At 72.0% G+C, this 18,814-nt stretch carries 10 protein-coding genes; 7 read left to right on the top strand and 3 right to left on the bottom strand.

The features are described from left to right. Positions 1 to 110: 110 nt before the first annotated feature. From ABZT74_RS12075 to moeZ, 3 genes are all read left to right on the top strand, one after another. Positions 111 to 1,082 carry an NAD-dependent epimerase/dehydratase family protein gene (locus ABZT74_RS12075; protein ID WP_355864950.1) on the top strand — a complete coding sequence of 324 codons (972 nt, stop codon included), beginning with the start codon at positions 111 to 113 and terminating at the stop codon, positions 1,080 to 1,082. Beyond that, the gene (locus ABZT74_RS12070; protein WP_355864947.1) at positions 1,070 to 1,822 is read left to right on the top strand and encodes a spherulation-specific family 4 protein; all 753 of its coding nucleotides are present in this window, start codon (positions 1,070 to 1,072) and stop codon (positions 1,820 to 1,822) included. Before ABZT74_RS12075 ends, ABZT74_RS12070 begins: the two co-directional genes overlap by 13 nt. Positions 1,823 to 1,885: 63 nt before the next feature. Next, positions 1,886 to 3,064, top strand: coding sequence for an adenylyltransferase/sulfurtransferase MoeZ (gene moeZ / locus ABZT74_RS12065; RefSeq protein WP_356434360.1), 1,179 nt, complete (start codon positions 1,886 to 1,888; stop codon positions 3,062 to 3,064). Between the two features lie 71 nt (positions 3,065 to 3,135). Here moeZ and ABZT74_RS12060 read toward each other — a convergent pair whose 3' ends face one another. The 3 genes from ABZT74_RS12060 to ABZT74_RS12050 form a co-directional block, all read right to left on the bottom strand. Continuing rightward, on the bottom strand, positions 3,136 to 4,689 hold the full coding sequence (locus ABZT74_RS12060; RefSeq protein WP_356434357.1) for an alpha/beta hydrolase: 1,554 nt from the start codon (positions 4,687 to 4,689) through the stop codon (positions 3,136 to 3,138). Between the two features lie 115 nt (positions 4,690 to 4,804). After that, a complete protein-coding gene (locus tag ABZT74_RS12055) occupies positions 4,805 to 6,349 on the bottom strand; it encodes an alpha/beta hydrolase (protein ID WP_356434354.1) in 1,545 nt (514 codons plus the stop codon). Between the two features lie 101 nt (positions 6,350 to 6,450). Further along, the gene (locus ABZT74_RS12050; RefSeq protein WP_356434351.1) at positions 6,451 to 9,303 is read right to left on the bottom strand and encodes a lysylphosphatidylglycerol synthase domain-containing protein; all 2,853 of its coding nucleotides are present in this window, start codon (positions 9,301 to 9,303) and stop codon (positions 6,451 to 6,453) included. Positions 9,304 to 9,489: 186 nt separating this feature from the next. Here ABZT74_RS12050 and ABZT74_RS12045 point away from each other — a divergent pair, with 186 nt between their 5' ends. The 4 genes from ABZT74_RS12045 (at position 9,490) to ABZT74_RS12030 (ending at position 18,809) form a co-directional block, all read left to right on the top strand. After that, on the top strand, positions 9,490 to 9,855 hold the full coding sequence (locus ABZT74_RS12045; protein WP_356166478.1) for an MGMT family protein: 366 nt from the start codon (positions 9,490 to 9,492) through the stop codon (positions 9,853 to 9,855). A gap of 248 nt (positions 9,856 to 10,103) precedes the next feature. Then, positions 10,104 to 13,616, top strand: a complete 3,513-nt coding sequence (locus ABZT74_RS12040; protein ID WP_356434347.1) for an ATP-dependent DNA helicase — start codon at positions 10,104 to 10,106, stop codon at positions 13,614 to 13,616. A gap of 158 nt (positions 13,617 to 13,774) precedes the next feature. Continuing rightward, the gene (locus tag ABZT74_RS12035) at positions 13,775 to 17,386 is read left to right on the top strand and encodes an ATP-dependent DNA helicase (protein ID WP_356434344.1); all 3,612 of its coding nucleotides are present in this window, start codon (positions 13,775 to 13,777) and stop codon (positions 17,384 to 17,386) included. A gap of 10 nt (positions 17,387 to 17,396) precedes the next feature. Continuing rightward, positions 17,397 to 18,809 (top strand): dipeptidase, encoded by a 1,413-nt coding sequence (locus ABZT74_RS12030; protein WP_356434342.1) that lies wholly within the window; start codon positions 17,397 to 17,399, stop codon positions 18,807 to 18,809. Positions 18,810 to 18,814: the final 5 nt, after the last annotated feature.

Here is an 18,814-nt window from a genome sequence, read left to right as displayed (position 1 = left end):
TCCCGCGGGGCCGACACCGCGGGCCCTCTCCCCGACCTACGGCACGACCTCGAAGGAGACAGCCAGATGATCACCTCCCGAACCGGAGAATCCGCCCCGGGAGCCGCCCGATGAGGGTCCTGCTGATCGGAGCCAACGGCTATCTCGGCCGTTTCGTCGCCGACAGACTGCTCGCCGATCCGGCCGTGCAGTTGACCGCGCTCGGCCGGGGCGACGACGCCGACGTACGGTTCGACCTCGCCTCGGGCAGCCCCGGCGCGCTCACCCGCTTCCTGGACGCGGTGCACCCCGGAGTCGTCATCAACTGCGCGGGCACCACACGCGGCGGCGCCCGCGACCTCACCCGGCACAACACCGTCGCCGTCGCCACCGTCTGCGAGGCCCTGCGGCGCAGCGGCTGCGGTGCCCGGCTCGTGCAGCTCGGCTGCGGAGCCGAGTACGGGCCCAGCCAGCCCGGCTCCTCCACCGCCGAGGACGCCGTGCCGCGCCCGGGCGGCCCGTACGGCGTGAGCAAGCTCGCGGCCACCGAACTCGTCCTCGGCTCCGGCCTGGACGCCGTCGTGCTCCGCGTCTTCTCGCCCGCCGGACCCGGAACACCCGCCGGCTCCCCGCTCGGCCGGCTCGCCGAGGCCCTGCGCCGCGCCATGCAGTCCGGCGACGGCGAACTGAAGCTCGGCGGGCTGGGCGTGCAACGCGACTTCATCGACGTCCGTGACGTCGCCCGCGCCGTGCACGCCGCCTCCCTCTCCGCCGCACAGGGCGTCATCAACATCGGCTCGGGCCGTGCCGTCCGGCTCCGCGACGCCGCCTCCGTCCTCGCCCGCGTGGCCGGTTACGGAGGCACCCTCCACGAACTCGACGGGCCGCCCGGCCCGGCCGGTCCCGCGCTGCGGGCCACCATCGGCCACCCCCGCCCGGAACCCGACCACGTGGCCCCCCTCGCCCACCCCTACCCGGACGGCTGCGGCGGCTGGCAGCAGGCCGACGTGCGCACCGCCCGCGACCGGCTCGGCTGGCGGCCCCGGATCAACCTCGAAGAGTCCCTCGCGGACATCTGGATGGAGGCGGCATGCCGCATCTGACCAGCATCGCCACCGGCACGGCCGGCACCGACCGGTCCGGGGTCGGCTTCGGCGTCCCCGGCTATGCCCACCCCCTGGTCGCCCCTGCGGAATGGGACGGCCTCACCCGCCCCGGCACCCCCTTGCACTGGGTCGTCCTGAACGTCGACAACGGTCCCGGCGACCGCCCCGACCCGCGCTGCCTGGACGCCTCCGGACGGCTGCGCAACGCCGGTGTCCGAGTGCTCGGACACCTGGACACCGCCTACGGGGCCCGCCCGTTCGACGACGTGGTCTCCGACGCGCAGCGCTATCTCGACTGGTACCAGGCCGACGGGTTCCTGCTCGACCGCTGCCCCGCCGACCGCTCCGCGCTGCCCGAGATCCGCCGCACGATCGGGTCGCTGCGCGCGCTCCGCGACGGCGCGCACATAGTGCTGGGCCACGGCACCCATCCGTATCCCGGGTACGCGGAGAACGCCGACCAACTGGTCACCTTCTCCGGGCCCTGGAGCGACTACCGCTGGTCGCAGGTCGCCGAGTGGACCGCCGACTATCCGCCCGAGCGCTTCTGCCACTTCGTGCACGGTGTGCCGCGCGGTCATCTGGAGGAGGCGCTGCGCGTCGCGCGCTGGCAGGGCGCCTCCACGATCTACTTCACCGACCGCTCCGACCACGGGGGGAGGGTCGACCCCTGGGAGACGATGCCCGGCTACTGGGACGAAATCGTCTCGCGGATCGGAACGGGTGTCTCGGAATGAAGAAGGGCGTGGCAGTGTTACGGAGAGAACAACTGTAGTGATTGACCGACCAACGGAGTCCCCGTGTCGCTGCCACCCCTGGTCGAGCCAGCCTCTGAGCTCACCGTAGACGAGGTCCGCAGGTACTCCCGCCACCTGATCATCCCCGATGTGGGCATGGACGGGCAGAAGCGGCTGAAGAACGCCAAGGTGCTCTGTGTGGGCGCCGGCGGCCTCGGATCGCCGGCGCTGATGTACCTGGCCGCCGCGGGCGTCGGCACGCTCGGCATCGTGGAGTTCGACGAGGTCGACGAGTCGAACCTGCAGCGCCAGATCATCCACAGCCAGGCGGACATCGGCCGGTCCAAGGCCGCCTCCGCCCGCGATTCCGTGCTGGGCATCAACCCGTACGTGAACGTGATCGTTCACGAAGAGCGGCTCGAGGCCGAGAACGTGATGGACATCTTCAGCCAGTACGACCTGATCGTCGACGGCACGGACAACTTCGCGACCCGCTACCTGGTCAACGACGCGTGCGTGCTGCTCAACAAGCCGTACGTGTGGGGCTCGATCTACCGCTTCGACGGCCAGGCCTCGGTCTTCTGGTCCGAGCACGGCCCCTGCTACCGCTGCCTCTACCCGGAGCCCCCGCCCCCCGGCATGGTCCCCTCCTGCGCCGAGGGCGGTGTCCTGGGCGTGCTGTGCGCGTCCATCGGCTCCATCCAGGTCACCGAGGCGATCAAGGTCCTGACCGGCATCGGCGACCCGCTCGTCGGCCGTCTCATGATCTATGACGCCCTGGAGATGCAGTACCGGCAGGTCAAGGTCCGCAAGGACCCGAACTGCGCGGTCTGCGGCGAGAACCCGACCGTCACGGAACTCATCGACTACGAGGCCTTCTGCGGCGTCGTGTCCGAGGAGGCCCAGGAGGCGGCGGCCGGCTCGACGATCACTCCCAAGCAGCTCAAGGAGTGGATCGACGACGGCGAGAACATCGAGATCATCGACGTCCGCGAGATCAACGAGTACGAGATCGTCTCGATCCCCGGCGCCAAGCTGATCCCGAAGAACGAGTTCCTGATGGGCACCGCCCTGGCGACCCTGCCCCAGGACAAGAAGATCGTCCTGCACTGCAAGACGGGTGTCCGCAGTGCGGAGGTCCTCGCCGTCCTGAAGTCCGCGGGCTTCTCGGACGCGGTGCACGTCGGTGGCGGTGTCATCGGCTGGGTCAACCAGATCGAGCCCGACAAGCCGGTGTACTGACCGGCGGCACGTCCCACTCTTTCGATGGCGGGGGTTCCGCGGACCGGGTGTCCGCGGAACCCCCGCCATCGTCATGAACAGACCTTGCCGTCCTTCGGCACCGTCCCGTCCAGCAGATAGCTGTTCACGGTCGAGTCGACACAGTCGCTCCCACTGCCGTAGGCGCCGTGGCCCTCGCCCTTCCAGGTCAGCTCCACGCCCACGCCCCGGCCGAGCTCGTCCGCCATCCTGCGGGCACCCTCGTAGGGGGTGGCCGGGTCCCCGGTGTTGCCGACGACCAGGACCGGATGGGCGCCCGGAGCGCTCACCTCGGGGGTGTCGTGCTGCCCGGCCACCGGCCAGTCGTGGCACCAGCCCGCCGTGTCCCACCCCATGAAGTCCCCGAACACGGGCGAGATCTTCTCGAACTCGGCCAGCCGCTTCCTCGTCTCCTCCGGAGTCGGGCGCTGCTTGTCGTCCAAGCACGATATGACCCGTTGTGAATGCGTCGTCGTGCCGTAGTGCCCCGAGGCGTCGCGTTCGTTGTATCCGTCGGCGAGGTCCAGCAGGGCCGAACCGTCCCCGTCCTCGGCGTCCTTCAGGGCTTCGGTGAGCGTCGGCCAGCCCTGCTTGCTGTAGAGCGGCAGCACGATGCCGGTGAGGGCCAGCGTCTGGCTGAGCTTGCGCCCACCGGAGGTGGACAGCGGCTTCGCGTCGATCCGCTTCAGCAGATCCGCGATCTTCCGCGAGCCCTGCCGGGGGTCCTGGCCGGTGGACTTCAGGTAGTCGTCCAGGGCGCGCTGGAAACCCAGCGTCTGGTTCTTGGCGTGGCCCACGGTGTCGGCGCTCGGGTCGACCACGGCGTCCAGGATCAGGCGCCCCACGTTCTTCGGGAACAAGTGGGCGTACACGCCGCCCAGTTCCGTTCCGTACGAGATGCCGAAGTAGTGCATGCTGCGGTCGCCGAGGACCTGACGCATCAGATCCATGTCCTTGGCCGTGTCGGTCGTCGACACGTGGGACAGCAGCTTCCCGGCCGCCTTGGCGCAGCCCTTGCCGAAGTCCTCCGCGTCCTGGAAGTACGCCGCTTCCTCCGCCGCGTCGTCCGGCGTGGCGTCCACGGACTCGGACGCCTGGATCGCCTTGTCCGTGCGGCACCGCACGCCTTCGCTGGCGGCCACCCCGCGCGGGTCCCAGCTCACCAGGTCGTACCGCTCGTGCAGCGGTCCGACGAGGCTTCCGTACGACGGCATGGTGGAGACGCCCGAGCCGCCGGGGCCGCCGAAGTTGAACAACAGCGAGCCGATCCGCTTGCTCTGTCCGCCGGTCGACTTCGAGCGGATGAGCGCGAGTCCGATCGTCCGGCCGCCCGGCTTCGCGTAGTCGAGCGGCGCCTTGAGCGTGGCGCACTGCCAGCCGCTTCCCGGCGCGGGCCCGTCCGAAGTGGCCTTGCAGCGGCCCCAGTCGAGCTTCTGCGCGGTCAAGGAGGCGGGCAGCCCCGGTGACCCGGTTGAGGACGGTGCCGCGGCCGACGGTCCGTCGCTGTTCTTTCCCTCGTCCTTGCCGTCACCGGACGAGCCCCCGCCGCAGCCGGCCACCAGCAACGCGGCGGCGGCAGCGGCCGTCCACCGTGCGAAACGTGTCATGAGCGTCCCCCCTTGCCCGTGCCCCGCCCGAATTCGCGGATCACATGCAGGCAATAGTAGGCGCCGGCCGCCGACCGCGCCGAGACCTGTGGATAACGCTCTGACCTGCGGTTACCTATGAGCAAACGGTGCCGGCCGCGGGCACGGTGCCCTGCAGCAGATAGCCGTTCACCGCGCCCTGCACGCACTTGTTCTTGCTGTCGTACGCCCCGTGCCCCTGGCCCTTGTACGTGAGCTGGACGCCCACGCCCTTGCCGAGCGCGTCCACCATCTTTCGCGCGCCCTCGTACGGGGTGGCCGGGTCACCGGTGTTGCCCACCACGAGGATCGGGGCCGCGCCGGGAGCGCTGACGTCCGGGTGGTCGGCGGCGCCCGGCACCGCCCAGTCGGTGCAGCTGACCATGCCCCAGGCCAGGTAGTCCCCGAACAGCGGGGAGGCGGCCCGGAACTCCGGGAGCCTCGACCGCACGAAGTCCGCGGTGTAACGCGGCTTGTCGTCGGCGCAGTTGATGGAGATGTTCGCCGCCGTGATGTTGCTGTACGTGCCGTTCTCGTTGCGCCCGTTCATCGAGTCGGACAGCAGCATCAGGACCTTGCCGTCACCGTCGTACGCCTGCTGGAGTCCCTCGGTCAGGTACTCCCAGAAGTCCTTCGAGTAGAGCGACTGCGCGATGCCGTTGGTCGCCGCGGTCTGGGTCAGTTCGCGCGGGAAGATTCCGGGGATCGGCTTGGTCTCGAGGTCCTTCAGCAGTTTGGCGATGCGGTCCTTGACGTCCTGAGCGGTGTCGCCGATGGGGCAGTCCTCGACCTTCGAGGTGCAGTCGTCGGCGAAGTTGTCGAGCGCGAGCTGGAAGCCCTTGGCCTGGCCGAGCGAACTCTGCTCCGGGTTCTGTGTCGGGTCGACGACCCCGTCGAACACGGCGCGACCCACATTCTTGGGGAACAAGTGGGCGTACACCCCGCCCAGTTCGGTGCCGTACGAGATGCCGAAGTAGTGCAGCTTGTCGTCGCCGAGCACCTGGCGCATGAGGTCCATGTCGCGTGCGGCGTCGGTGGTGCGCACATGGGGGAGGACCTTGCCGGAGTTTTTCTCGCACGCCGCGTTGAACGACTTGGTGTTCCGCAGAAGGTCCTGCGTCTCGGCGGCGTCGTCCGGTGTCGCGTCCTGCTGGAAGTACTTGTCCAGCTGCTGGTCGTCCTCGCATTCCACGCCCGCGCTGCGGCCGACGCCGCGCGGGTCGAAGCTGACCAGGTCGTAGCGGGTGCGCAGGGCGGCGTAGTCCTTGCCGAACGCGGGCAGGGTGGTGACGCCCGAGCCGCCGGGGCCGCCGAAGTTGAAGACGAGCGAGCCGATGCGTTTGCTCGCGTCGCCGCTCGTCTTCGCGCGGATCAGTGCGAGCCCGATCGTGTCGCCCTTGGGGTCGGCCCAGTCGAGGGGGGCCTTCAAGGTGGCGCACTGCCACTCCATGCCGCCCGGCAGGGGCGAGGGGGCGCTGCCGCCGCCCTCGGACTCGGACGGGGCCGGGCACTCCTTCCAGCTGAGCTTCTGTGCCGTCAGATCCTCGTTCGTGGTGTCGCTGCTGCAGCCGGTCGACCATGTGGCCAGCAGGACGGCGGTGACGGTCAGGGCAGCGGCGCGCAGCTGGGACGGGTTCGGCATGTTCCCCATCCTGAGGGCCCGCGCGACGGCGCGCTCGGGGCGCGAGCCGTGTGGGTGAGGGCGCTCCGCGAACCCCGTACGAGGGGGTTTTCGCGGGTGTCCTAGAGCGCGCCCTTGCGGGTCAGGTGGTTGAAGAACAGCCAGCCGGGCAGCACCGGGATCCACAGCGTGAGCAGGCGGTACAGGAGCACCGCGGGGGCCGCGACCTCCTTGGGGAGACCGACGGCGATCAGACCGACCGTCAGGGTCGCCTCGACCGCGCCGACGCCACCGGGGGTCGGCGCCGCGGAGCCCAGTGCGTTGCCGGCGAGGAAGACGACGGCGACGCTGGCGAGGCTGAGTGTGGTCGGCTCCTCGTGGCCGAAGGCGCGGATCGACGCGTCCAGGCACATCACGAAGCAGGCCGTGAGGAGCAGCATGCCGCCGATGCCGGTGACCAGTTTCTGCGGCCGCTGGAGCACGTCGAGCATGCGCGGGACGACACCGGCGAAGAGTGACCGCACGCGCGTGGCGACGAACTTGCGCAGGAACGGCACCGACGTCACCACGAGGACGAGCACGGCGACCGTCAGCAGGCCCGCGATGACCGTGCGGGACGGCGACAGGGACGGCGTCTTCTCCGTACCGGTCAGATAGCCGAAGGACAGCAGCATCAGGATGTGGCAGCCGAGGCCGAACAGCTGGGAGGCGCCGACGCTCGCGACGGCGAGCCCGGGCCGGACACCGGCACGTTGCAGGAAGCGCGTGTTCAGGGCCACACCGCCGACCGCCGCGGGGGCGACGATCTTCACGAACGAGCCGGCGACCTGAGCCGCCACCGTCCGCATGAAGGGGACCCGTTCCGGTACGAAGCCGAGCAGGCTCATCGCCGCCGCGAAGTAGCTCAGCGCGGAGAACAGCACGGCCGCCGCGACCCAGCCCCACTCGGCGTTGTCGAAGAGTGTCCCGAACTCGATGTGGGTGAGCTGGGTCAGCAGGAAGTACGCGCCGATGGCCCCGGCGATGAAACTGATCAGGGTGCGCGGCCGGACGCGCTCCAGGCGAGCGGGTTCGACGGGTGCCTGCGGCCTGATCAGCAGCACCTGGTGGCGGATCTGGGTGAGCAGATCCTCCTCGCGCGCCTCGTCGAGGGCTTCGTCCAGGGCCCGCTTCTCGGCGCGCTGTTCGGCGCGGACGGCCTTCTTGGCTGTCTTCTCGGAGACGGGTGCGGCCGCCTCCGCCGCTTCCTCGGCGCGGGCGAGTTTGGCTTGCCGGGAGGCCTCGAGGACCGCGTCCCGCTCGCGTTGCGAGCGTTCCCTGGCCAGTTTCCGCAGCGTCGCACGCGTGCTGCGGGTCAGCGCGATCGGCTGGAGCATGGGCAGGCAGTCCGCGACCGCGTCGGGACCGAGCACTCCGACCGCCGACGCGACCGCGCGCTCGGCGCCCACGCGCAGTCCCACGGTGGTCACCAGCTGGGCGATGTCCATCCGCAGAAGGAGATCACCGGCCGCGATCTCACCGCCGCGCAGGTCGGTGAGGATCACCTTGCCGGAACGATCCACCAGAATCGCGTCGCCCGCGAGCCTGCGGTGCGCGATGCGCCGGGACTGAAGGGCCTGCACCTGGTGCCAGGTGTCGCGCAGGAGGTCGTCCGTGACGTACTCGTCGGGCAGCGAGTCGAGGGTGCGGCCGCCGGTGTGCTCGTAGACGAGCATCACGGCGTCGGGACCCAGTTCGGAGGTGGCGATCAGCTTGGGCGCGTTGGCTCCGGCCGCGATCGCCGCGTACGCGAGGAGAGCCTCCTGTTCCAGCGCCTGGCGCAGTGACTGGAGGCTGCGGCGTGTGGTGATGCCGCGCAGTGTCAGACGGCGCCACACGCGGTAGAAGAAGCCCTGGGCCTGCTGTTCACGGTCGACGACCGTGACGTCCAGGGGTGGGCCGTCCTCCAGGGTGACGAAGTAGCGGCGGCCGCGGTCGCCGTTCTCCGAGGTCTCCGGCGTCTCCTCGCGGGCCGCGCTGACCGGGTGGAAGCCGACGTGCCGCAGGCCCGCCATGAGGGTCCGTCCGGTGGGCCGCACGTTCGGGGAACCGACCGCGTACAGCGTCCCGTAGGCGACCGTCCAGCCGATGAGCACGGTCAGGATGATCGAGAACGGTGTCGTGTAGCCGGTCACCAGCATGGAGAAGGCGTCGAGCAGGAGCACCACCCAGAGCACCGCGCGCCAGCGTGGTCTGCGGGACATCCCGACGGCCGTCATATAGGCGATGACCGGGGCGAGATAGCCGTGGACCGGGTCGGTGAGGGCGTGGATGTCACCGGGGGAGGGCTGGGTGAGCGCCTCCTGGATGGACCCGGGGGCGCCCTTCGCGACCCACAGGTCCGTGGCGAGCGTCACCCCGTGGGCGAGGACCGCGGCGAGCACGCCGTCGGCGATGCGCAGTCCGTCCCGCTTGATCAGCCGTTCGATCGCGAATGCGACGGGTACCAGGAGGATCGCGATGCTCGACGCGAGCCCCGCGATCTTGATCAGTAGATCGGGTGCCTGGCCGGTGCCCTTGTTGATGTCCTGTTCGAGACCCGAGGTGGTGCCGTGCGCGAACGCGGCGATGGCGAGCAGCACCACGATGGCGAGCACGCCGACCAGGAGCCGCATGAGGTCGGAGGGGCGGTGCACGCGCGCGGGGAGGAGGGGTTCGTCACCCTCGACCTCGTCCGCGTGGGCCTCGTCGATGTCCTCGCAGTCCTGCCTGGCCTGGCGCTTGTCCGGTCCGAGGGGGCCCGGAGCGGTCTCGTCGGCCTCGGAAGAGGTCTCCTCGGCCGAGCTGTCACTCGGCTCGGCCGCACCGGTCGCGGACTTCTCGGACGAGCTGCTCGTGCCCTTCTCGTCCGTCCCGCCGTCGCCGCTGGTGTCCGGGCGTGACGAGGCATCGGAGGTGCCCTCCGCGTCTTCGGGGTGCACGCCCTGCTGCCTCATGGTCTCTTCTTGATCTCGTATCACCAGTCACCGCCCGCACGATGGTGGCATGCCCGACTGACACACGGGGGCATCAGGGTGCAAATGCGGGGTCGCACAGTCTGCCTCAAGCGTCACCCCTGAGCGAGGCATACGCACAGTCGCCGCCGCGTCACATTGTCGGTGGGGTGGTGCAGGATGGGGCGGATGAGCGAGGAGAGCCTTCCGGCGGACGCCCTGCCGGAGTACGCGGAGCGGGTCCTTGAGGTCGCCGAGCTGATCCCGCCCGGGCGCGTCATGACGTACGGCGACATCGCCGAATGGCTGGAGGAGGGCGGCCCGCGCCAGGTGGGCCGGGTGATGGCCCTCTATGGCGGGGCGGTGCCGTGGTGGCGGGTCACCCGCGCCGACGGGACCCTGCTGCCCGGCCACGAACTGGACGCGCTGGCCCACTACCGCTCGGAGGGCACGCCCCTGAAGGAGGCGAGCCGTTCCGCCGAGGGGCATCTGCCACGCGTCGACATGAGACGAGCGCGATGGGACGGCGGCGAGCGGGCGGAAGGTCACACCTGACAGCTTCCGGCATTGGCGGGACGGAAGGGGAACCTGAGGCCCGTACGAGGGAACCGAGGCACATCCGTGACATGCCGTACGTTCGTGAGGCGAGGGACGCACGTGGCGTGAGGGAAGAAGCGGAAGCCCTGCTTCCGTGAACCTCACCGGCGTACCGTCGTCGGCGCGCATCCCCCTCACCCCGCGGCCACCGCCTCCCCTGCGCGACGGCCCGCCAACCAGTACGACCACCAGGACCGGCGAACCACGTGAGCTCCACTTCTTCCACCAGGCACCCGGCGCACCCTCAGGTGCGCCAGGGGACCCGCGGTGCGTACCGACTGGTGCGCACCGCTCCGGTCCGGGTGGATCCCCCTCGTCTTGACGCAGGGCAGCGCGCGGTGGTTGAGCACGGCGGCGGACCGCTCCTCGTGCTCGCGGGTCCCGGCACAGGCAAGACGACCACGCTGGTGGAGTCCGTCGCCGCACGGATCGCCCGGGGCGGCGATCCGGCGCGCATCCTGGTGCTCACGTTCAGCCGGAAGGCGGCCGTCGAACTGCGCGACCGGATGGCCCTGCGCATAGGGGCCGCCCGCGCTCCCCAGGCCACCACCTTCCACTCCTTCTGCTACGCCCTGGTCCGTGCCCACCAGGACGCCGACCTCTTCGTGGAACCGCTGCGGCTGCTGTCCGGCCCGGAACAGGACGTGGCGGTGCGCGGCCTGCTCGCGGGCCAGCCCGACCTGGAGCGGCTCGGCCTCGCCTCCGTGCGCTGGCCCGACGAGCTGCGCGCCTGCCTGACCACGCGTGGCTTCGCCGACGAGGTCCGCGCGGTCCTCGCCCGCAGCCGTGAACTCGGCCTCGGCCCCGACGCCCTGGAGGCATTCGCCCGCCGCATCGGCCGCCCGGACTGGAGCGCCGCGGCAGCCTTCCTCGCCGAGTACCTCGACGTGCTCGACATGCAGGGAGTGCTCGACTACGCGGAACTGGTGCACCGCGCGGTGCTCCTCGCCCGCCGCCCCGACGTCCTCGGGCGGCTGGCCGCGCAGTACGACGCCGTCTACGTGGACGAGTACCAGGACACCGACCCCGCCCAGGTACGGCTGCTGCACGCCCTCGCCGGCGGTGGCCGCACCCTCGTCGCCTTCGGGGACCCGGACCAGTCGATCTACGCGTTCCGGGGCGCCGACGTGAACGGCATCCTGGACTTCCCGGACGCCTTCCCGCGCGCGAACGGCCGCCCGGCGCCGGTCGAGGTCCTCAGGACGTCGCGCCGCTCGGGCTCCCGCCTGCTCGCCGCCACCCGTCTGCTCACCCAGCGCATGCCGCTCACCCGCCTGCCGGGCGAGAAGGTGCGCGCCCACCGCGAGCTGTCCCCGGTGCGGGACGGGGGCGGCGCCGAGGTGTACACGTACCCGACGGCCGGCACGGAGCTCGACAACATCGCGGACATCCTGCGTCGCGCCCACCTGGAGGACGGCGTCCCCTGGGGCGAGATGGCCGTCCTGGTGCGTGCGGGCTCCCGCTCGATCCCCACGGTCCGGCGGGCGCTCACCGTCGCCGGCGTACCCCTCGACATCGACGGCGACGACCTGCCCCTGCGCCACGAGCCGGCGGTGGCTCCGCTGCTGACGGCCCTGCGGGCGGTGGCCCGGGCGGAGTCGGACACCAACACGGACCGGAGGCCCGACGAGGGCGCTGGCTCCGAGGACGTCGGCCCGCCCGGGGAGGCCGACGCGCCCGAGGACGCTGCCGGCACCGGGGAGACCGACGACACCGAGGGCGCCCAGGACACCGGCAGCACCGCGGAAGAGTCCCAGGAGGCAGCCGGGGACGCCGAGGGCATACGGGACTCCGAGAGCACGGACGGTTCGGCCGACGGGCCGGTCGGCGGGCAGATCGTCGCCGCCTGGCTCGGCACCGAGACCGCGCTCACCCTCCTCGCCTCGCCGCTCGCCAGCATGGACGCGGCGGATCTGCGACGCCTGGGCCGGGCGCTTCGCGAGGAGGAGCGCGCCGCCGGGAACCTCGTACCGCCGCCGTCCGACGAACTGCTGGCCCGCGCGCTGGCCGAGCCGGAGCGGCTCGTTGCGCACGATCCGGCGTACGCCCGAGGGGCCCAGCGCCTCGGCGCACTGCTCCGCAAGGCCCGCGAGCGTCTCGCGGGCGGCGGGAGCGCCGAGGAGGCTCTCTGGGACCTCTGGCAGGGCACGCCGTGGCCCCAGCGCCTGGAGCGGGCCGCGCGCCGCGGTGGCGCGGCCGGGCGCAACGCCGACCGGGACCTCGACGCGGTGTGCGCGCTGTTCGCGACCGCCGCGCGCGCGGAGGAGCGCACCGGAGGCCGGGGCGCCCTGAACTTCCTGGAGGAGATCGACGCCGAGGACATCGCGGCCGACACCCTGACCCGCCGTGCCGTCCGGCCCGACGCCGTGCGCCTGATGACGGCGCACCGCTCCAAGGGACTGGAGTGGCATCTCGTCGTCGTCGCGGGAGTCCAGGAGGGACTGTGGCCGGACCTGCGCCGGCGCGGCTCCCTGCTGGAGGCGGACCGCATCGGCCGGGACGGCCTGGCCGAACCCCTCACTCCCGGTGCCCTCCTCGCCGAGGAGCGCAGGCTCTTCTACGTGGCGGCGACCCGCGCGCGTGAACGCCTCGTCGTGACCGCCGTGAAGGCACCGGCCGACGACGGCGACCAGCCGTCCCGCTTCCTCACCGAGCTGGGCGTCGAGCCCAAGGACGTGACCGGCCGTCCGCGCCGCCCCCTGTCCGTCGCCGCGCTCGTCGCCGAACTGCGCGCCACGACGGTCGACCCGCTCGTCTCGGACCGGCTCAGGGAAGCGGCCGCCCACCGTCTCGCCCGCCTCGCCGCCCTCGCCGACGAGGACGGCCGGCCGCTGGTCCCCTCCGCGCACCCCTACCGCTGGTGGGGCGTGTACGAGCCGACCGAGAGCAAGGTCCCGCTGCGCGACCGCGACCAGCCCGTCGTGCTGTCCGGCAGCGCCCTCGACCAACTCGCCAACACCTGCGCCCTCCAGTGGTTCCTCGGGCGTGAGGTGAAGGCCGACGCGCCCGCCACCGCCGCCCAGGGCTTCGGCAACGTGGTGCACGTCCTCGCCGACGAGGTCGCCTCCGGACGCACCCCCGCCGACCTCGCCGTCCTCATGGAGCGTCTCGACTCCGTGTGGAACGCGCTCGCCTTCGACGCGCCCTGGAAGTCGGCGCAGGAGAAGGAGCACGCGCGCGTGGCGCTCGAACGCTTCCTGAAGTGGCACGTCATGGACCGCACCGGGCGGACCCCGGTGGCCAGCGAGCACGACTTCGACGTGACCCTCGAAGCGGGTTCCTACGAAGTGCGCATCCGCGGCTCCATGGACCGCGTCGAGGCGGACACCGACGGCCGCGCCTACGTGGTCGACTTCAAGACCGGCAAACAGGCGCCCAGCGCCGCCGAGGTGACCCAGCACCCGCAGCTCGCCGTGTACCAGCTCGCCGTCCGCGAAGGCGCCGTCGACGACGTCTTCGACGGCGAACGCCCCGACCCCGGCGGCGCCGAACTCGTCCAGCTGCGCCAGGGCGCGGCGAAGAAGAACGGCGGCGAGACCCTCCCCAAGGTGCAGGCCCAGGAGCCGCTGGAGGGCGAGTGGGTCGGCGACCTCCTGGCGAACGCCGCGGGCAAGGTCCTCGACGAACGGTTCTCGCCCACGACCGGACAACACTGCACACACTGCGCGTTCCGGGCGTCGTGCAGCGCGCGGCCGGAGGGACGGCAGGTCATCGAATGACGTGTCCGGAGACGGGCACGAGGTTGCCGGGCCGGACGCCGCGAGAGACTGTGCGTCACCTACGTGACGTACGGCACCACGTGGGCTGACCAGCGGTTCTCCCGACCCTGGCGTCGATGTGGCCCCCACTGTCAGCGGGCGCCGCTAGCCTCTCGGACATGCCCGCCCGTATCACCCATCCCGATCAGCTCAAGGAGCTCCTCGGGATCCCGTTCACCCCGGAGCAGACGGAGTGCATCACCGCGCCGCCGGCCCCGCAGGTGATCGTGGCCGGGGCCGGTTCGGGCAAGACCACGGTGATGGCGGCACGCGTGGTGTGGCTGGTCGGCACCGGACGGGTCGCCCCCGAGCAGGTCCTCGGCCTGACGTTCACCAACAAGGCGGCCGGTGAACTCGCCGAGCGGGTCCGCAAGGCCCTCGTCAAGGCGGGCGTCACGGACCCGGACGTCATCGACCCCGACAACCCGCCGGGCGAGCCGGTCATCTCGACCTACCACGCCTTCGCGGGCCGCCTGCTCACCGACCACGGCCTGCGCATCGGACTCGAACCGACGTCACGGCTCCTCGCCGACGCCACCCGCTACCAGCTCGCCGCCCGCGTGCTGCGCGAAGCGCCGGGCCCCTACCCGGCGCTGACCCGCTCCTTCCCCGACCTGGTCGGCGACCTCCTCACCCTCGACTCCGAGCTGTCCGAACACCTCGTACGAGCCGAGGACCTGCGCGCCCACGACGCCGAACTGCTGCGCACCCTCGAAGGCGCGAAACTCAGCAACGCCGACCTGCGCAAGGTCCCCGAGGCCGCCGCCGCCCGCCGGGAACTCGCCGAGCTGGTCGGCCGCTACCGAGCCGCCAAACGCGAACGGGACCTCCTCGACTTCGGCGACCAGATCGCCCTCTCCGCCGCCCTCGCCCGCACCCACCCCGAGGTCGGAGAGATCCTCCGCGACGAGTTCCGGGTCGTCCTCCTGGACGAGTACCAGGACACCTCGGTCGCCCAACGCGTGCTGCTCGCCGGACTCTTCGGCCACGGCACCGGGCACCCCGTGACGGCGGTCGGCGACCCCTGCCAGGCGATCTACGGCTGGCGCGGCGCCTCCGTGGCCAACCTCGACGACTTCCCCGAGCACTTCGCGCGCCCCGACGGCCGTCCCGCCACCCGCCAGTCGCTCAGCGAGAACCGCCGCAGCGGCGGCCGCCTCCTCGACCTCGCCAACGGCCTCGCCGAACCGCTGCGCGCCATGCACGCGGGCGTGGAGGCCCTGCGGCCCGCCCCCGGGGCCGAGCGCGACGGCCTCGTGCGCTGCGCGCTGCTGCGCACCCACGCCGAGGAGATCGACTGGCTCGCCGAATCCATCGCGCATCTCGTCCGCACCGGGAAGGTACCCGGCGAGATCGCCGTCCTGTGCCGTACCGCCACCGACTTCGCGGAGATCCAGGGAGCTCTCGTCGCCCGCGACATCCCCGTCGAGGTGGTGGGCCTCTCCGGGCTGCTGCACCTGCCCGAGGTGGCCGATCTCGTCGCCGTCTGCGAGGTCCTGCAGGACCCGGGGGCCAACGCCTCCCTCGTCCGTCTGCTCACCGGACCGCGCTGGCGGATCGGCCCGCGCGACCTGGCCCTCCTCGGACGCCGGGCACGGCTGCTCGTGTCCCACACGCGCGTGGGGGCCGACGAGGACCCGGACCGCCGGCTCGCCGCCGCCGTCGAGGGGGTCGACCCGGCCGAGGTGATATCGCTCGCGGACGCCCTCGACACCTTCCTGGAGACCCCCATCGAGACCCCGGGGGACGACGACGGGCTGCCCTTCTCGCCGGACGCGCGCGTGCGGTTCGCGCGCCTCGCCGCCGAACTGCGCGACCTGCGGCGCTCGCTCGCCGACCCGCTGATGGACGTCCTGCACCGGGTCCTCGCCGTCACCGGTCTTGAGGTCGAGCTCTCCGCGTCCCCGCACGCCCTGGCCGCCCGCCGCCGCGAGACCCTGTCGAACTTCCTGGACGTCGCCGCCTCCTTCGCGTCCGGTGACGGCGAGGCGAGCCTGCTGGCCTTCCTCGGCTTCCTGCGCACCGCGGCGCAGTACGAGAAGGGCCTCGACAACGCCCTGCCCGGCGGCGAGAACACCGTCAAGGTCCTCACAGCGCACAAGTCCAAGGGCCTGGAGTGGGACGTCGTCGCCGTGCCCGGCCTCGTCAACGGCACCTTCCCCAGCAGCCAGGGCCGCGAGAAGTGGACCGCCCAGGGCAAGGTCCTGCCGCACACCCTGCGCGGCGACGCCGACACGCTGCCCGACATCGAGGCATGGGACGCCCGGGGCATCAAGGCCTTCCACGAAGCCATGAAGGACCACCAGCACACCGAGGAACTCCGCCTCGGCTACGTCACGTTCACCCGCCCCCGATCGCTGCTGCTCGGCTCGGGCCACTGGTGGGGCCCCTCCCAGAAGCGCCCCCGCGGCCCGTCCGACTTCCTGCACGCCCTCTACGAGCACTGCGCGGCCGGACACGGCGAGATCGAGGCCTGGGCGGACGAACCGGCGGAGGACGAGGAGAACCCGGCCCTGCACGAGGCGTCCGCCGATCACGCCTGGCCGCTCCCGCTGGACGACGCGGCCCTCGCCAGGCGGCGTGCCGCGGCGGAGACCGTCCTCGCCCACCTGGAGCGTGTCGCGTCCCACGACGACGCCCATCCCGCCACCGCCGGGCACCGCCCGACGGCCACCCACGACCCCGCCTCCCACGAGGATCCGGAATGGCCGCCCCCGCGCGAGGACGAAGAGGAGCCCGATCCGTTCGCCTACGAAGAGGGCGACCTCCCCGAGGACGACCACACGCGGGACGACCTTCCCGAGGGTCCCTTCCCCGAGAGCGACGACTCCGACTCCGACTGGGACTCCTGGGCGACGGACCGTCCCGGCGAACGCCCGGCCGGGCACGGGACGAGCCGCCCGACCGTCCCGCACCAGGGCCACGCCCCTTCCGCCGGTGCGCGGCGGCACCCCGAGGACCCCGGCACCGAACGCCTCACACCCGAGGAGGCCCGCACCCTCGCCTCCTGGGACCGCGACCTGGACGCGCTCACCGGGGAACTCCTGCGCGCCCGCGCGAGCGTCACCGACGTACCACTGCCCGCCTCGCTCACCGCCTCCCAGCTGCTGCGCCTCGCCGCCGACCCGGACGGCTTCGCGCAGGAACTCGCGCGCCCCATGCCGCGCCCGCCGCAGCCCGCCGCCCGCCGGGGCACGCGCTTCCACGCGTGGGTGGAGTCCCGGTTCGAAGAGCTGCGGCTGCCGATGCTGGAGCCCGACGAGTTGCCCGGCAGTGATGCCGAGATCGCCGACGAGCGCGATCTGGAAGCCCTGAAGGACGCCTTCGAGCGCACCCCCTACGCCCACCGCACGCCCTACCGCGTCGAGGCACCCTTCCAGCTCGCCATCGCGGGGCGCGTGGTGCGCGGACGCATCGACGCCGTCTACAAGGACGGCGACGGCGACGGCGACGGGACGACGTACGAGATCGTCGACTGGAAGACCAGCCGGGAGCGGACCGCCGACCCGCTCCAGCTCGCGGTGTACCGCCTCGCCTGGGCCGAGCGCCAGGGCGTGCCCCTGGAATCCGTCACGGCCGCGTTCGTGTACGTCCGCGGCGGCGAGGTCGTCCGCCCGCACGACCTCCCGGACCGTGCCGCTCTGGAGCGGCTGCTCACCGAGGACCCCGCGGACCCGTCGGACGGGGTCCCCGGAGAACCGCCGGACGAACACGCCTCCGTGGGCCGCTAGGCTCGTGAACATGAGCAAGCCCGTTGACGACGCCGTCAGCACCGTCCGCACGTACATCGAGGCCCACCGCGCCGCCTTCCTCGACGACCTCATGGAATGGCTGCGCATCCCCTCGGTCTCGGCCCAGCCCGACCACGCCGCGGACGTGGCACGCAGCGCCGACTGGCTCGCCGCCAAACTCAGGGACACCGGCTTCCCGACCTGCGAGATCTGGCCCACCGCGGGGGCCCCGGCGGTCTTCGCCGAGTGGCCCTCCGAGGACCCCGACGCCCCCACCGTCCTCGTCTACGGACACCACGACGTGCAGCCGGCCGCCCGCGAGGACGGCTGGGACACCGACCCCTTCGAACCGGTGATCCGCGGCAACCGTCTCCACGCGCGCGGGGCCGCCGACGACAAGGGCCAGGTGTTCTTCCACACACTCGGCGTCCGGGCCCACCTCGCCGCCACCGGCCGCACCGCTCCGGCCGTACACCTGAAACTGCTCGTCGAGGGCGAGGAGGAATCCGGCTCCCCGCACTTCCGCCGGCTCGTCGAAGAGCGTGCGGAGCGGCTCGCCGCCGACGCGGTGATCGTCTCCGACACCGGCATGTGGTCCGAGGACACCCCAACGGTCTGCACCGGCATGCGCGGCCTCGCCGAATGCGAGATCGAGCTGCACGGGCCCGGCCAGGACATCCACTCCGGATCGTTCGGCGGCGCCGTGCCCAACCCGGCGACCGCCGCCGCCCGGCTGGTCGCGGCCCTGCACGATGAGCACGCACGCGTGGCCGTACCCGGCTTCTACGAAGGCGTCACCGAACTCACCGACCGCGAGCGCGAACTCTTCGCCGAGCTGCCCTTCGACGAGGAGCGGTGGCTGCGTACCGCCAGGTCGACGGCCACCCACGGAGAGGCCGGTCACACCACCCTGGAGCGCGTCTGGGCCCGCCCGACCGCCGAGGTCAACGGCATCGGCGGCGGCTACCAGGGCCCCGGCAGCAAGACGATCATCCCGTCCTCGGCCCTGGTGAAGCTCTCCTTCCGGCTGGTCGCGGGACAGGACCCCGACCACGTCGAGAAGGCCGTCCGCGCCTGGGCGGCCGACCAGGTGCCCGCCGGCATCCGGCACGAGATCACCTTCGGCCCGGCCACCCGCCCGTGCCTCACCCCGCTGGACCACCCCGCCCTGCAGTCCGTCGTGCGCGCCATGGGCCGTGCCTTCGAGCAGCCGATCCGCTACACCCGGGAGGGCGGCTCCGGGCCCGCCGCCGACCTCCAGGAAGTCCTCGATGCCCCGGTGCTCTTCCTGGGTATCTCCGTTCCCTCCGACGGCTGGCACGCCCCCAACGAGAAGGTCGAACTCGACCTCCTCATGAAGGGCGTCGAGACGGCCGCCCATCTGTGGGGCGACCTGGCCGAGAACTGGCGCGAGGCACACTGAACAAG

It is taken from the genome of Streptomyces sp. NPDC005302, assembly GCF_040607345.1.
GTDB lineage: Bacteria > Actinomycetota > Actinomycetes > Streptomycetales > Streptomycetaceae > Streptomyces.
Note: the sequence above shows the minus strand (reverse complement) of the source record. Positions and strands in the feature narration are given on the sequence as shown.

Coding starts and splice junctions, on each gene's coding strand:
- ABZT74_RS12045 (WP_356166478.1), top strand. CDS start 9,490: ATGAGCGAGGAGAGCCTTCCGGCGGACGCCCTGCCGGAGTACGCGGAG.
- ABZT74_RS12050 (WP_356434351.1), bottom strand. CDS start 9,303: ATGAGGCAGCAGGGCGTGCACCCCGAAGACGCGGAGGGCACCTCCGAT.
- ABZT74_RS12030 (WP_356434342.1), top strand. CDS start 17,397: ATGAGCAAGCCCGTTGACGACGCCGTCAGCACCGTCCGCACGTACATC.
- ABZT74_RS12055 (WP_356434354.1), bottom strand. CDS start 6,349: ATGCCGAACCCGTCCCAGCTGCGCGCCGCTGCCCTGACCGTCACCGCC.
- ABZT74_RS12035 (WP_356434344.1), top strand. CDS start 13,775: ATGCCCGCCCGTATCACCCATCCCGATCAGCTCAAGGAGCTCCTCGGG.
- ABZT74_RS12075 (WP_355864950.1), top strand. CDS start 111: ATGAGGGTCCTGCTGATCGGAGCCAACGGCTATCTCGGCCGTTTCGTC.
- ABZT74_RS12070 (WP_355864947.1), top strand. CDS start 1,070: ATGCCGCATCTGACCAGCATCGCCACCGGCACGGCCGGCACCGACCGG.
- ABZT74_RS12060 (WP_356434357.1), bottom strand. CDS start 4,689: ATGACACGTTTCGCACGGTGGACGGCCGCTGCCGCCGCCGCGTTGCTG.